Annotated in this window: 15 protein-coding genes; 3 read left to right on the top strand and 12 right to left on the bottom strand. The window is 36.4% G+C overall.

Going from position 1 to position 14,680, the window contains the following annotated elements; all coding sequences use genetic code 11:
• Window position 1: 1 nt before the first annotated feature.
• Both ASF92_RS11705 and ASF92_RS11700 read right to left on the bottom strand, forming a co-directional pair.
• On the bottom strand, window positions 2–1,114 hold the full coding sequence (locus tag ASF92_RS11705; protein ID WP_056092775.1) for a glycosyltransferase family 1 protein: 1,113 nt from the start codon (window positions 1,112–1,114) through the stop codon (window positions 2–4).
• Between the two features lie 78 nt (window positions 1,115–1,192).
• Window positions 1,193–2,011 (bottom strand): 2,3,4,5-tetrahydropyridine-2,6-dicarboxylate N-succinyltransferase, encoded by an 819-nt coding sequence (locus ASF92_RS11700; RefSeq protein WP_056092771.1) that lies wholly within the window; start codon window positions 2,009–2,011, stop codon window positions 1,193–1,195.
• Between the two features lie 192 nt (window positions 2,012–2,203).
• Here ASF92_RS11700 and ASF92_RS11695 point away from each other — a divergent pair, with 192 nt between their 5' ends.
• Window positions 2,204–2,608 (top strand): RNA-binding S4 domain-containing protein, encoded by a 405-nt coding sequence (locus ASF92_RS11695; RefSeq protein WP_056092767.1) that lies wholly within the window; start codon window positions 2,204–2,206, stop codon window positions 2,606–2,608.
• Here the strand turns inward: ASF92_RS11695 and ASF92_RS11690 are convergent.
• Window positions 2,605–3,408: an EcsC family protein gene (locus ASF92_RS11690; RefSeq protein ID WP_231729799.1), complete on the bottom strand. Its 804-nt coding sequence runs from the start codon at window positions 3,406–3,408 to the stop codon at window positions 2,605–2,607. The genes ASF92_RS11695 and ASF92_RS11690 overlap by 4 nt on opposite strands.
• A gap of 80 nt (window positions 3,409–3,488) precedes the next feature.
• Here ASF92_RS11690 and ASF92_RS11685 point away from each other — a divergent pair, with 80 nt between their 5' ends.
• Window positions 3,489–5,414 (top strand): TlpA disulfide reductase family protein, encoded by a 1,926-nt coding sequence (locus ASF92_RS11685; RefSeq protein WP_082489545.1) that lies wholly within the window; start codon window positions 3,489–3,491, stop codon window positions 5,412–5,414.
• Window positions 5,415–5,480: 66 nt separating this feature from the next.
• On the opposite strand, the gene ASF92_RS11680 is transcribed toward ASF92_RS11685, so the two are convergent.
• The gene (locus ASF92_RS11680; RefSeq protein WP_056092758.1) at window positions 5,481–5,963 is read right to left on the bottom strand and encodes a nucleoside deaminase; all 483 of its coding nucleotides are present in this window, start codon (window positions 5,961–5,963) and stop codon (window positions 5,481–5,483) included.
• Window positions 5,964–6,028: 65 nt separating this feature from the next.
• The gene (locus ASF92_RS11675; RefSeq protein WP_056092756.1) at window positions 6,029–6,625 is read right to left on the bottom strand and encodes an OmpH family outer membrane protein; all 597 of its coding nucleotides are present in this window, start codon (window positions 6,623–6,625) and stop codon (window positions 6,029–6,031) included.
• Window positions 6,626–7,133: 508 nt separating this feature from the next.
• On the opposite strand from ASF92_RS11675, the gene gyrB reads away from it, so the two are divergent.
• Entirely contained in the window at window positions 7,134–9,092 is a 1,959-nt protein-coding gene (gene gyrB / locus ASF92_RS11665; protein WP_056092750.1) for a DNA topoisomerase (ATP-hydrolyzing) subunit B, read from the top strand.
• Between the two features lie 190 nt (window positions 9,093–9,282).
• Here the strand turns inward: gyrB and ASF92_RS11660 are convergent, their stop codons facing one another.
• The 7 genes from ASF92_RS11660 to ASF92_RS11630 all read right to left on the bottom strand — a co-directional run bounded on the left by ASF92_RS11660 (window position 9,283) and on the right by ASF92_RS11630 (window position 14,633).
• A complete protein-coding gene (locus ASF92_RS11660) occupies window positions 9,283–10,209 on the bottom strand; it encodes a bestrophin family protein (RefSeq protein ID WP_056092749.1) in 927 nt (308 codons plus the stop codon).
• Between the two features lie 25 nt (window positions 10,210–10,234).
• Window positions 10,235–10,729 (bottom strand): hypothetical protein, encoded by a 495-nt coding sequence (locus ASF92_RS11655; RefSeq protein ID WP_056092745.1) that lies wholly within the window; start codon window positions 10,727–10,729, stop codon window positions 10,235–10,237.
• A 215-nt stretch (window positions 10,730–10,944) separates the two neighbouring features.
• On the bottom strand, window positions 10,945–12,297 hold the full coding sequence (locus tag ASF92_RS11650; protein ID WP_056092742.1) for a HAMP domain-containing sensor histidine kinase: 1,353 nt from the start codon (window positions 12,295–12,297) through the stop codon (window positions 10,945–10,947).
• Window positions 12,297–12,974, bottom strand: a complete 678-nt coding sequence (locus tag ASF92_RS11645; protein ID WP_056092739.1) for a response regulator transcription factor — start codon at window positions 12,972–12,974, stop codon at window positions 12,297–12,299. The genes ASF92_RS11650 and ASF92_RS11645 overlap by 1 nt, the downstream gene beginning before the upstream one ends.
• Window positions 12,975–13,146: 172 nt before the next feature.
• On the bottom strand, window positions 13,147–13,686 hold the full coding sequence (locus tag ASF92_RS11640; protein ID WP_056092738.1) for an SRPBCC family protein: 540 nt from the start codon (window positions 13,684–13,686) through the stop codon (window positions 13,147–13,149).
• 56 nt (window positions 13,687–13,742) lie between these two features.
• Window positions 13,743–14,138, bottom strand: a complete 396-nt coding sequence (locus ASF92_RS11635) for a group III truncated hemoglobin (RefSeq protein ID WP_056092735.1) — start codon at window positions 14,136–14,138, stop codon at window positions 13,743–13,745.
• A gap of 69 nt (window positions 14,139–14,207) precedes the next feature.
• On the bottom strand, window positions 14,208–14,633 hold the full coding sequence (locus tag ASF92_RS11630) for an aspartyl protease family protein (RefSeq protein ID WP_056093298.1): 426 nt from the start codon (window positions 14,631–14,633) through the stop codon (window positions 14,208–14,210).
• Window positions 14,634–14,680: the final 47 nt, after the last annotated feature.

The raw sequence follows: 14,680 nt of genomic DNA, 5'->3' as shown, positions 1-14,680 counted from the left end.
TCTAGGTTAAATTTGTATAGCAATCTATAAGTTGCTGCGTTACTAAAGGGCTGTTGAATTTTTGAACGAATTCCAGCCCTTTTCTTTTCATCTCTTGTTGCAATGTCGAGGATGAAATTACTTTGTTTATCGCTGCTGATAAACCTTCTGAATCATTAGGATTAACATAAAAACTGTCCGGCCCGCCTGCTTCTTCTAAACAGGAGCCTGTTGCTGCAATTGTAGGTACGCCCGAATAAAGTGCTTCGATAATCGGTATGCCAAAACCTTCATAAAAGGATGGGTACACAAATATTTTCGCTAGCTGATAAATTCCCGGCAAATCGGCAAAAGGAATGTTTTGAAGAAAAATAACTCTTTTTTTTAATCCGAGTTTTTTAATTTCCTTTTCAACTGTTTTGAAATAGACGGTCTTTTTTCCAATCACGACCAACTTGTATTCTTTATCAATATGTTTCAACGCCTGAATGATCAATTTGAGGTTTTTACGTTCCTCAATTGTTCCGACACTTAAAATATATTTTTCAGGAAGTTTATATTGTGAAATGATTCTTTTCAATATTGGTACGCCGAAAGGACTTTTAAATATATCGTCACAGCTCTGATAGATAACTTCAATTTTATCCGCTTTTATGCCATAGAATTCGATAATGTCTGCTTTTGTTCTTTCGCTGATTGCAATAATCCTATCAGCTCGCTTACATGCGGATTTGCTCTTCCACTCATATAATTTCCTATCGATAAATCTGTAATATTCCGGAAACCGAAGAAAAATTAAATCATGGATGGTTACAACCGATTTAATTCGGGTGTGTTCAATTGCATAGGGAATTTCATGGCTTAAGCCGTGAAAAATTTGAACCTCATCTTTAACTAAGTCCTTTAAAATGTTGAGACTTCTCCAAAGAAAAGGTCCATTTTTAGGAAGTTTTAGCTCGATGTTTTCCTTTGCGAAGAAAGTATCAATTTGCCTGGCAGGTTTTACTTTTGGCGTATAAACCAGATATTGATTTTGTGGGAATTGTTTGGCAAGTGCCTCAATTAGTGAACGACTGTAATTCCCTAAACCTGTTAAGTTATTTGCTGCCCGTTTTCCATCAAAACCGATTTTCATAAAGGTGGAAGGTTTAAGGTAGAAGGTTTAAGGCTCTGGGTGTTGCCTTACACCCTAAACCCCATACCTTAAACCATTTTATACTGCTACATTATTTTCTCTCAAAGCATCGTTAAGAGAGGTTTTTTTATCTGTACTCTCTTTACGTTTACCGATAATTAAAGCACATGGCACCTGGTATTCGCCAGCGGGAAATTTTTTAGTATAACTACCTGGAATTACAACTGAGCGGGCCGGAACGATGCCTTTATATTCTACAGGAGTTGGGCCGGTAACATCAATTATTTTAGTCGATGCAGTTAAAACCACGTTTGCACCTAAAACAGCTTCTCGCTCTACTTTAACTCCTTCAACAACAATAGCCCTTGAACCTAAAAAAGCATCATCTTCAATAATTACAGGAGCAGCTTGAACAGGTTCTAAAACACCACCAATTCCCACGCCACCACTTAAGTGAACGCGTTTTCCGATTTGTGCGCATGAACCAACCGTTGCCCAGGTATCAACCATTGTACCTTCATCAACATAGGCGCCAATATTAACGTAAGATGGCATCATGATAACGCCTTTAGCTAAATACGCACCGTATCGCGCACTTGCCATTGGTACAACACGAACACCTGTTGTTTTGTAATCAGTTTTTAATTCCATTTTGTCGTGGTAAACAAAAGGACCGCTTTTAATTTCTTTCATTTCCCGAATCGGAAAGTATAATATAACGGCTTTCTTTACCCATTCATTAATGCCCCAGGAATTTAAAACTGGTTCAGCAACACGAATTTCACCTTTATCTAACCCTTGAATAACGGTTTCAATAGCTTCGCAATAATTGCTGTATTTTAAAAGGCTTCTGTCTTCCCAAGCGGCTTCAATTAATTTCTTTAAATCTGAATACATGATGTTTTTTAAATTTTACGCAAAATAAATCAATTTTTGCTTATTAAAGGGTTAATTATTTAAATTGTTTTGTAGATAGCTTAGTGCAAAGATTGTCGAATTGTTCGATTGCTGGTTTAACGGATTTGAAAATGAGAATGATTTAACAATAAAGCAATAAAACAATTTAACAATTCTTTACTTTTGAATTTTATGACAGGAACAGAAAAACTTAGAATTGATAAATATTTGTGGGCAATAAGGTTGTTTAAAACCAGGAGCCTCGCAACCGATGCTTGTAAAGCAGGCAGGGTGAAGTTGAAAGGACAGAATATTAAGCCGTCAGCTATTGTTAAAATCGGCGACGTTTACCAGGTATCCAAAGGAATTGAAAAAAAGATTATTGAGGTAGTGGATTTTTCATATAACAGAACAGATTCGCCAACCGCCTTAACAAAATACAAGGATTTAACACCTGTTGAAGAGACGCACGCATTTAAATCGATGTTCCATTCGCCAAATTTAAAAAGAGACAGGGGAGCAGGTAGACCAACCAAGAAAGACAGGAGAGAAACTGACGATTTGATTGGCGGATTGTTTCAGGATGACGAGGATTAGTTATCAATTCTCAGCTTTTGGTTAGTAGTTTCTTGCGAACTGATAACTGCATATTGCAAACTGAAATGCCTCATTCTGTAACTCATCATTGCTGTTTTACCTAATCTCTCGATTAATTTATAATTCGCTACAGCGCCGACGGCTGCGCCCACAAAAGGCAACATTTGGGCGAGCTTAGCTAAATCTATATAATCTCTGTATTGCTGCTGAAAGGTTAACCAATCAAATTCATCAATGTTGGTCGGTAATTTATGCGCCTTATTATCCCAGCCTTCCATTTTCAGAAAGATATTTTTACTTTCTTCCTTGCTTGAAAAAGCCAGTTGAAAAATGTGCAGAATAAAAAGTCGTTCACGGTAATCCTTTACATCGTAACCATAAGCTGCTGCAATATCGAAGAGCATTTTCATTTTTAAGCCCAGTAATAGTGGGAAATCAGCAAGGCTCATTAAAAAACCACCTGCACCAGTTATTCCGCCTTCTGCTGCACCGGTTTTTTTATAATTTTCTATCTTTTGCTTAATCAAAGCTTCCCGGTGCATTAAAGTTAAATCAGCTATTGGTTTTGAAGTTGTAAATGTGGAACCAAAAAGTACGGCTTTAACCATTTGCTTTATTGCTGTAGTTATGGCATTGTGAACTTTATCCGGAATATAATTGTTTATTTTTTTCTGAACGCTGTTCGTAACTTTATTGAATAGAGATGGTTTCTGCAGCACTTTAAATTTCCAGAAATCCAGTTCACTTGTGATTTTTTGCTCGTAGGTCATACCTAATACACTACAAATATTATTCCTCAAAATTTAATAAAAAAAAACTTGGAAAAAAGAAAATTAAACTATAGATTTAGTTGTCTATTCAAAATCTTAACCTATTCATTATGAAATCGTTCAATTTGTTATTGCTCATGCTATTTGCCTTTGTGGAAGTAAATGCACAAGGTGTAAAATTTTCTACCGCTAAACCTGCGGCGGGGAGTACCGTAAAATTTACCTATGAACCAAAGGGAACAAATTTGCAAAATCTGGCAGATGTTAAATGCACAGCTTATACCTTTTATTCAACCTCAAATCCAAAGGCGAAGAAAATTGAGTTGGTAAAAGATGGTGAGCTATACAAAGGCGAAATTGCTACAGCAGATAGCACTACGCTGGTTGGCCTGGCTTTTTCCGTAGGAGAAAAAAAGGATGAAGCACCGGCAGGTTATATTTTAGAATTTACAAAAGATGGAAAGGTGGCAGCAGAGACCTATATCAACGAGGCGTTTTTGTATGGCTTGGCAGGTAATTATTATTTAGGCTTAACCTTGAATACCGAGGAAAGTGCGGGCCTTTATAAAAAAGCATTTGAGCTTAAACCAGCATTGAAGGAAAAACAGCTGGCAAATTATCTTTCAATGGAAATGAAAACGAATAAAGACGTTGGTTCTAAATTAATTGAAAATCATATAAAACAAGTTAGCACGATAAAAGAACCAAAGGAGCAGGATCTATCTTTAAATCTGACCCTATATAACATGCTCAAAAAGAAGCCCCAGGCCGATTCTGTGAAAGCAATTCTGCTGAGGAAATTCCCTACAGGTAATTTTGCCTACGCACAAGATATGAATGCACTTTATTCAGAAAAAGATGCGGCTATTGTTGAACAAAAAAGTGCATCTATGATTTCGAAATTTAAATTCGACGCAAGTAAAAAAGTCGATGCCGCAAAATTAAATGCAATTAATAGCCTAGTTGCAAATGCATATGCAAAAACAACCAACAATGATAAGTTCGAATTTTATGCTGGTAAAATTGATAATAAATTAAGTCGTGCAAGCGTTTACAACCAGTTTGCCTGGCCTTTAGCAGAAAAAAATGAAAACGTAGCTTTTGCTTCTAAAGTATCCAAACAATCAATCGAACTTGTAGAGCAAGCTAAAAATGATGAAATGCCCTCTTACTATTCTTCTCAAGAAGATTATCTGAAGAGTCTTAATCAAACTTATGGAATGTATGCCGATACCTATGCTTTGCTGCTCTATCATCAGGGCAAATATAAGGAAGCTTTGGCTACGCAGGAAAAAGCCTTACCTATGTATGGTGAAAATGTATCGCCGGATGTTGCAACGCGTTATATAACATATTTAATTAAAGATGGGCAAAAAGAAAAAGCATTTACCGAAGCTGAGAAATTAATTAAAGAAGGAAAAGGCTCTGATTCTTTAAAAACAGATTTTAAAAATCTATATGCAAGCCTTAAGAAAACAGGAACATATGATTCTTATATAGCTAATCTGGAAAAAGAAGCTAATGAAAAAGCGAAAGCAGAGTGGACTAAAAAAATGATTAACATTCCTGCACCAAAGTTTACGCTCGCTAATTTAAAAGGAGAAAAAGTTAGTCTAGCAGACTTGAAAGGAAAAATCGTGGTTTTAGATTATTGGGCAACCTGGTGTGGCCCATGTGTAGCGTCTTTTCCAGGTATGCAAAAAGCAATGGCGAAATATTCCGGCAATCCTAATGTTGTATTTTTATTTGTCAATACCTGGCAAACAGAGGAGAACAGAGAGAAAGTAGTAACCGATTTTATTGCTGAGAAAAAGTTAAACTTTACTGTTTTGTACGATACCAAAAATGCTAAAGACCCATCGAAGTTTGATGTTGTTAGCGCTTATAAAGTCGATGGAATACCAACAAAGTTTATCATCGACGGTGAAGGAAACATCAGGTTTAAAGCTGTTGGTTTTTCGGGGTCGGATGATGGCGTTGTAAAAGAAATAGATTCTATGATTGGATTACTTACCGCAAAAGAAACAAGTAAATAAGATAAAAACCGATGAAAATGCATTGCCCCCAAAAAGTGAAATACGATTTGGGGGTATCTTTTTTTATTAACAATCAATTCGCATTGGTGATGTCTCCCATAGTTTGAAAGCTGCCACGGCCTCGTCTCTTAACATTTGCACAACTGGTAGCATTCTCTCCTCCATGGGCTTATCCAATTCGTCATATATAAATTTGTCATCGAAACCAAAATCTGCCGCATCGGCTTTTGTATTTGCATAATAAATGGTGTTTATCCTAGACCAATAAATTGCTCCAAGACACATCGGGCAAGGCTCGCAACTTGTATAAATTACACAACCGCTTAAATCAAAAGTGTTTAATGAAAGGCAGGCTAGCCTGATTGCCGAAATTTCTGCGTGTGCTGTAGGATCATTAGCTGCAACTACTCTGTTTGCCGATTTTGCGACTAATTTCCCGTCTTTTACAACTACGGCACCGAAGGGAGCACCGACGCATTCACTCACATTTTGCATGGAAAGTTCAATGGCCATACGCATAAATGCAACATGTTGTTCAATATTTTCCATAGTAACATTTAGACAAAAAAAATGCCCTGATTGTTCAGGGCATTTTTTTAAAATTATGTTTAAAATTATTTTTTTGAGTAATCCGCATTTAAGCCTTTAATCACCTCAGAAGTTACGTCTAAACTTTCGTCAGCAAACAAGATGGCACTATTTCCTTTTGAGTAAGTTAAAACCATTTTATAACCTTTCTCTTTGGCATAACCTTTTAAATAACCTGCAACTTTATCGTATAATTTTTCGTTTTCTGCAGCCTGCTCATTTTGCAAAGCACCACCTGCATTTTGCTGGTAAGTTTGTAGTTCCTGTTGTTTACGGCCTAAGCGCTCTTCAGTAGCTTTGCGGACATCAGCAGCTAAAGAACCGGCAGTTTGTTGGTATTGAGCAACTTCCCTTTGAAAAGCCTGGGTTTTTGCCTGCATGTCTGCCTGCGCACTTTTCGATTTACCTTCAAATTTTACCTTAAGGTCTTTGTAGTAATCGTATTTAGTTAATAATGAATCTGAATTTACAAATACAATTTTCTCATCTGCAGAAACAGCTGCAGTACTATCTGTTTTTTTAGTTTCAGTTGTTTTAGCTTCTTTGTTCTGGCACGCAGAAAATGCTGTGATTAAAGCTGCGGTAGCAAGTAAACTAAAGGTTTTAAAGGTTCTTCTTTCCATTATTGTTTAATAAATTTTAGCAAAGATAAAAATGATAATTAAGTATGCAATAAATACTTTTAATGCATAAGCTTTTAGATAATAATTGTTTACGGTGTGATTTAAAGGTATGAAGCCAAATATTCTCATTAAAGCAGGATAGATTATTTTGATGCTTTTCTTAATTTCGTTTCCGCCTCAAATTTTTTTAATTGCCTAATAACCGGGAACAGCGATTCAATTAATTTAGTCGGGAATAGGTTGGTGTTTGAAAGCGCATAAATGAATAACAACCTGGGAATTTTGGTAATTAAATCAGATTGGAATAAAAAGCATCCGATTCTTCTGAATCGCTTAAAATGGAAAGGGAGCGAAAGGTAAATCAAATGCAAAATTGCGCCTCAAACCATCTTTAAGCTACATGAAACACAGGTGTCAGGTAATTCATCAACAGCCCAAAACTTATCCACATATTAGCGTATGTGGATAAGTTTCCGTATTTTTGATACTTATAGTTTTTAATTAATATATGAGCGAAGAACAAGATTTAAAGTCAAATTATTCGGCAGATAATATACAGGTTTTAGAAGGTTTGGAAGCGGTGCGTAAGCGTCCTTCAATGTATATCGGTGATACCGGTGTAAAAGGATTACACCATTTGGTCTATGAGGTAGTAGACAATTCAATTGACGAGGCATTGGCCGGTCATGCCGATACAATTGACGTAAGAATTTTAGAAGGAAATTCAATTAGGGTAGAAGATAACGGTCGCGGTATTCCAACCGGTATTAATAAAAAAGAAAATAAATCAGCGCTTGAGATCGTGATGACGGTTTTACATGCAGGTGGTAAATTTGATAAAGACACTTACAAGGTTTCGGGTGGATTACACGGTGTTGGGGTAAGTTGTGTTAACGCATTATCTACTGACTTAAAAGCCGAAGTGCACCGTGAAGGTAAAATCTGGATGCAGGAATATAAAATTGGTGTTCCACAGTATGACGTTAAAGAGGTTGGAACAACTGATAAACGTGGTACGATTGTAACTTTCAGTCCGGATCCGACTATTTTTACCCAAACAACTGAATACAAATACGATACTTTAGCCGGTCGTTTACGTGAACTGGCATTCTTAAATAAAGGAATAAAATTAACATTAACAGATGAGCGTGAAGCTTTGGGAGACGGAACATTCCTATCAGAAGTTTTTCAATCTGAAGGTGGTTTAAAAGAATTTGTTTCCTTTTTAGATGGAACGAGGGCGTCTTTTTTGCCGGAACCGATTTATATCGATGGAATTAAAAACGGGGTTCCGGTTGAACTGGCTTTCCAGTACAACGACAGTTATTCAGAAAATGTTCACTCCTATGTAAATAATATTAATACACACGAGGGTGGGACACATATCGCTGGTTTCCGCAGGGGTTTAACGCGAACTTTAAAAAGTTATGCTGATAAATCAGGTTTGTTAAAAAACTTGAAAATGGAAATTACCGGAGATGACTTTAGAGAAGGATTAACAGCTGTGGTTTCCGTAAAAGTACAAGAACCACAGTTTGAAGGGCAAACTAAAACCAAGCTGGGTAACAGCGAGGTAATGGGAGCTGTAGATGTAGCTGTTGGTGAGGCGTTAGGTGCTTATTTGGAAGAAAATCCGAAAGAAGCTAAAATGATCATCAACAAAGTGATTTTAGCGGCTACTGCTCGTGCTGCGGCGCGTAAAGCCCGCGAAATGGTTCAACGTAAGAGCGTGATGGGTGGTTCTGGTTTGCCAGGTAAACTTGCCGATTGCTCTGATAGTGACCCAGTGAAATGTGAAATTTACTTAGTAGAGGGTGACTCGGCGGGTGGTACCGCTAAACAAGGTCGCGACAGAAATATTCAGGCTATCTTGCCGTTAAAAGGTAAGATTTTGAATGTAGAAAAAGCGATGGAGCACAAAATCTACGAGAATGATGAGATTAAAAATATGTTTACTGCTATCGGCGTGAGCATTGGTACGCCGGAAGATGATAAGGCTTTGAACTTAACTAAACTGCGTTACCATAAAATCGTAATCATGACGGATGCGGATATCGACGGTTCTCACATTACAACCTTAATTCTAACCTTCTTCTACCGGTATATGAGGGCTTTAATTGAGGCCGGTTACGTTTATATCGCATCGCCACCACTTTACCAGGTTAAGAAAGGTAAGGAATTTGAATATTGCTGGAACGATGTACAACGCGATGCGGCTGTACAGCGCTTAAAGGGTGCTGGTAAAGAAGATAGCGTGCATATTCAACGTTATAAAGGTTTGGGTGAGATGAATGCGGAGCAATTATGGGATACCACACTAAATCCTGCCACCCGTACTTTATTACAGGCTACAATTGAAAGTGCCGCAGAATGCGACCATACTTTCTCTATGTTAATGGGCGACGAAGTTGCACCACGCAGGGAATTTATTGAGCGTAACGCTAAATATGCGAAGATTGATGCTTAACTCCTAAATCCCCTGAGGGGACTTCAAAATAAAAACCTCTGTCAAGTTTTAACTTGCAGAGGTTTTCTCGTTTAGAATCGATAATTATAAGTCAATTATCAAACTTTTCCTATTTGAACCCTATCCAGGGAACAAATCCAGGCATTAACTAACCAGCCCAAAATGGACTTGAACTAAAAATCTATATTTACTATAGAATGTAATAAGAGCCTATTGGCGCTAATTCTGTTTGAGGCTTATCCTCGTATATTTTATTATCGTCTAACATCTGGCATAAATCTCTTTCGATTGTTCTGCAAATGGTTGTTGTTGGTGTATCTGTGGGTTTGTTTTCAAATGGGTCTTGAAGATGAACAGCCATTTTCTCCACCAGTAAAAAGAATGCAGCAATTGCAACAACCAGCGGAATTTCCATGTACCCGAAGTATTCTATTAATCCAAATGGCAACAATACGATAAATAAATGTATAGACATGCTTATGTATTTGCTGTAAGTTACCGGGAAAACCGTATTTTTAATTCTTTCCGATCCACCCATGTGGTTACAAAGTCCGCAAATAACCCGGTCTATTTCTATCTGTTGATACTTATTTATCCAGCCTTCCTGTAAAGCTTTTTTCAAATCCATTCCATGTAACTCCAGTAAGCTGGCGGTAACATTTTTACGCTTTTTAATAAAGGCAAGTTCATCCTGGGTTAAATATTCCTCTAAACCTTTACGTGGATTAAAACCCCTAAGCGATTGACTTAGCGCAAAACACCAGGCAATTTGTCTTTTAATGAAACCTTCCTTGAATGCCTCAATTTCATCCTGGCCGTAAGGGTTTTCAACGAACGACAATATTTGGCGGGCAATAGACCTTGAATCGTTAACAATAGCGCCCCAAAGTGTTCTTGCTTCCCACCATCTGTCGTACGCCTGGTTAGAACGAAATGCCAATAAAAGTGAAATTATGGTGCCCAATAAAGCGGGTACAGCGACCGGAATCGAGATACGTGTAACATGAAAATTTTGATACAGAATAACTATTCCCACCGAATAGGCAATAACAAAAAGCAGTTCTTTTTTGATTTTTCCGAATATATAAGTGAGCGGAATATTATTTCGTAACAGCATAATATAAAATTTTAGGTTTTAAAAACTAAGCGTTTGACTCTTGTAACTGAGTTTCCTGAATTTTAGTTTCAATTAAGTTTTCAGAACTATGGATTGTTAAAATATTTAAATTAAGTACTTCACAGCCTGAACGTTCAGTTAAAAATTTCGGGTCGATACTGTATTTGTTAATTGGTTTGAAATCGTAATTTTTCAGGTATGCAATGTAATCGACATCAAAAGCTTCCAGGAAATTTTTAAAAGCTGCAACGGTACTTCCGTAAAAGTATTCAATACCGATAGCATTTATTTGGGCTGAATATTTATTTTTGAATTGATCAATTTTACTATAAAATTCATCACTAACATTTTCATAATCTCTGCTGCGGCGGCTAAGCATTAACATATCAGTTATGGAGTCAGACAATTTGAAAGCGTGAAGAAAGATTATATTCATCTTCTCAGGTTTCTGCTGAATTAATGCTTCTAATATATTTAGACTTTCTAAATTAAAATCGGTTGGAATTAATACTGTTTTCATGGTCAAGTTGTTAAATGAATCGATTAATTATTTATACAAGTTTAAGCCGATGTTATTACAGCGAAATAAGAGTGAGATTAAAACGAGATTAGAATTTGATTTTTAGATTAATGATAAATTATTTGGAATGGGTAACTGATACAAACGATTAAAGAGCTAACCATTTAAACTTCTAGAACAGTCAACCTTCAAACTAAGCTAAGCGGTTAAAACAGTTAACCTATAATTGGTAATATGACTTTAATTTCTGTTCCAATTCCTTCCTGAGACTTTATTGCAATGCTACCGCGGTGTAGCCGAATAATATTTAATGATAAGGGTAAGCCAACACCGTAACCTTTAAACTGATTTGTATTGGAAGCCCTGTAGAAAGGTTCGAAAATATGCTGAACATCAGATTCAGGTATGCCTATTCCCTGATCTATTACCGCAATTGAAATTATATTTGATTTGCACTCAAGGATAATATTTACGGGTTTATAATTGGAATACTTGCAAGCGTTGCTGACAATATTTGTAATCGCCAGTTTAATAAGATTTTTGTTTACCTGGAGTGTAAGCTGCTCCTCGTTTTCAGGTAGATTGACAAAGTCAATTTCTATCCTGCTGTCTGGATGAACCTGATTTACAGAATCCTTTATTTCCCATAGAAGTTCATCGATTCTAACTTTTTCCCTGGGTTGGTTTTTGCCATTAAAACCGGATTGTGCCAGACCTAGTAAACTTGTTAAGATGTTTTCTAATCTTTCAGACTCATTCTGTATTTTCACCAACGCCTTATGCTGTTTTTCTGAATCGTGTATAGCTTTCATAGCAAGCTCTACTTCTCCACTGATGATGGTTAGTGGCGTTCTCAATTCATGGGAGGCATTACTAATGAAATTGTTTTGCGTTTCGAAAGCAGTTTCCAGTCGGTTAAGCATGTTGTTAAATGTTTCGGCTAATTGAGACATTTCATCGCTTCCTTTTTTAACATCCAGCCTTAAGTGCAGGTTTTCGGCCTTTATTCGTTTTACACTTTTGATTATGTTTCTAAGTGGCATGAGCATATAGTTAGAGAATTTCCAACCAACCACAAATGACAATACGACAGAAAGAAAGAAACCGATGATTAGAATTTTCTGTAAATCTTTAAGTTCACGAAAGCCTACTGGATCATTAGCTGATACAATTACAATATAGCTGCTTTTGCTGTTTTTGAAGAATTTCCCAGCATAAAAGTGATTATCTACCCGGTACCTGGCCACCTGTCCGGAGTTGATTTTATTGTAGAAACTTTTAGGTAAAACGATGTCGGCTTTTATTTCCGGCTTGCCGGCTTCGATAATATATTCCTTTTCTGACGGCAATCGTTCGAGATACTGGTTGCGCATCTTTGCATAAACACTGTTATTATCATCTTCATAAAGTTTTATTTGTGCGGCTATATTAACCCTGGCTTCCAGACGTTTATAAAAATCTTCAAAAGCGAAATCATTAGAGAAATACCAAACAAAACCACTTAGCAGTGAGATGATGATTGCCGATAGAATTGCAAAAAGTAACGTGATTTTCTTGGCTATTTGCATTATTTTTCTCTCAGAACGTAACCCAGGCCCACGGCCGTATGAATAAGTTTTTGGTCGGCATTTTTATCTATTTTTTTTCGTAGGTAATTGACATAAACATCAACCACATTGGTGCCAAGGTTAAAATCAATATCCCAAACACTTTCTAAAATGTCAATACGTGAAAGGATTTTTGATTTGTTCTTAGCCATAAATTCTAGTAACCGATATTCTGTCGCCGTTAGCACAATATCTTTATTATCCCTTTTTACTGTTTTTGCGCTTAAGTTAATTTGTAAATCTGCTATATTGATGATCTGATCATTTGAAGCCATGCCACTAAATCGCCTCAACAAGGTTCTGATTCGGGCAAAAAGTTCAGCAAATTTAAAAGGCTTAATCAGGTAGTCATCCGCTCCATTATCTAACCCGTTTACCACGTTTTCGGTAGTGCCCAATGCAGTAAGCATAATTATTGGCGTATTTGGTTTCTGTTCTTTAATGATTTTGCAGAGTTCCAAACCATTTATGCCAGGCAACATGATGTCCAAAATAATTAAATCGAAAGAATTCTCCAGGGCCATATGTTTTCCTATTAGTCCATCAGGTGCTACGCTGACCGTGAAACCTTCGTCCGTTAATCCTCTGGAAATTACAGAAATAACGCTCGGTTCATCCTCTACAAGTAATAAATTCATGAATGGCAAATAATCTAAAAAATGGCGGTTTACAAAATCTTAACCTACGAAAATAGGATTTGATGTTCACTTAACGAAAGGACGACATAATTGTTTGTTTATCAATGAAAAAAGGCAATAAAAAATACACAAAGCGAATTGAAGAATTTGTAATTTTTGTTTGCATTACAGTTTAACTACCTTTTTCTGATTTTTCTTTCAGGCTCTTTAATCCACTTTCAAAATCCTTACCAATCATTTTATCCATTCCGCCCATTACGAGGCACATCCATTTGCTTATCAGGTTGTTTTCTCCACTCATTGTCCAGGTAACTCTATTGCTGCCTCCATCTTGCTGTATAACAAACTTTGTGTCTGCATGGCTTTCAAAAGGTTCTTTAAAAAAAAGATCGATGTCGACCAATTTATTTCGCTCGACTTTCAAAATTTTCATTTCTCCTGAGCCGGTTTCTTTTCCAACCCATGCGTAAATGTGGCCAGGAGTTGCAGGTGTACCTGAAAAGATGGTTTTAGCAGTTGGTTCCATTTTAGCCCAGGGATTCCATTCATAAAATTCATTAAAATCTGCGATATTTTTAAAGATTACACTGTCTGGAGTATTAATGACAACGCTTCTGCTAACCGAGTAATTTTTAGGAAGGAAAAAGCCCCCAATAATTATAACTATCGCCAGTACGAGAATAATACCTAGTAAAATTTTTAAGACTTTCATATCTGATTTTTTTGTTTAACTAAATTTACAAAGAAACCAATATAAAAATAAAGTTTTTAAACAATATTGATTCTTGATTCAGGTGGGTTCAATTTAAAATGCATGAGGTCTGCTATGGATTGTGCTTTTTGTTTAATTATTTCTGCGTTTCCTCCTTCAAATAATTCGTCAACAGTTGTAAAAAATGTATTTTTCCACTCAGAAAATTCTTGTTCTTGCATGGTTGCCTTTTCTTTAAGCTTAAAGTGCGTTAGCATTGGATTGCCTTTATAAACAGCTTTACCAAAAAGGATGCTTTCCCAAAAATCGTACATTTTCGGTAGGTGAAGGCTCCAATCCACTTTTGCTACATCGGTAAAAATCGTGCCTATTTTATCATTTTTTTGCACTTCATAGTAGAAGGTGTTGACCAGTATAATGATGTCATCTCTATTTTGTATGTCTGTTTTCATTCAAAACTTAGGTTAAAATAAATTCAAATATCATTCTAAGACATGATCTAAAAGCTGATAGAAGTCACATTATCTATATAGCCTCAAAGTAAGTTTGTCATAATTGATAACAGCCTTATATAGCATTAAAATATCGCCGCCAAGTATACTCATGATCGGCGGATGGCCAAATTGCTGATAAGTTTCGCTAACAGATTGCAAATCGAAGGCAACAGTTTCATAATTCTTAATTTTTAGTGAACCAATTTTTAATTCAGGAATTGTAGCCTGAACCGTTGTCGTTGTGGTAAATAAAGTCGCTGCGTTTATCTCATCAGAAATATGAAGTGTTTCGGAAAGATGTTGTTCAATTAAGCCTTTATCGAAAACGCTTCTGGATGCACCGGTATCTAAAACGGCAAAATGATTTTCTTCAAAAACAACAATTTCCACCAAAAGGTGGAAACCATCATCTTGCAAGTTTATAAGTTTTAAAGGAATTGAGATTGACTTCATATTTTTAACCACCTAAGACACCTTAGCGTTCAGGATTATAATAAAAA

The organism is Pedobacter sp. Leaf176 (assembly GCF_001424305.1).
GTDB lineage: Bacteria > Bacteroidota > Bacteroidia > Sphingobacteriales > Sphingobacteriaceae > Pedobacter.
The sequence above is the reverse complement of the archived record's forward strand: the minus strand, read 5'-3'. Positions and strand labels throughout refer to the sequence as shown.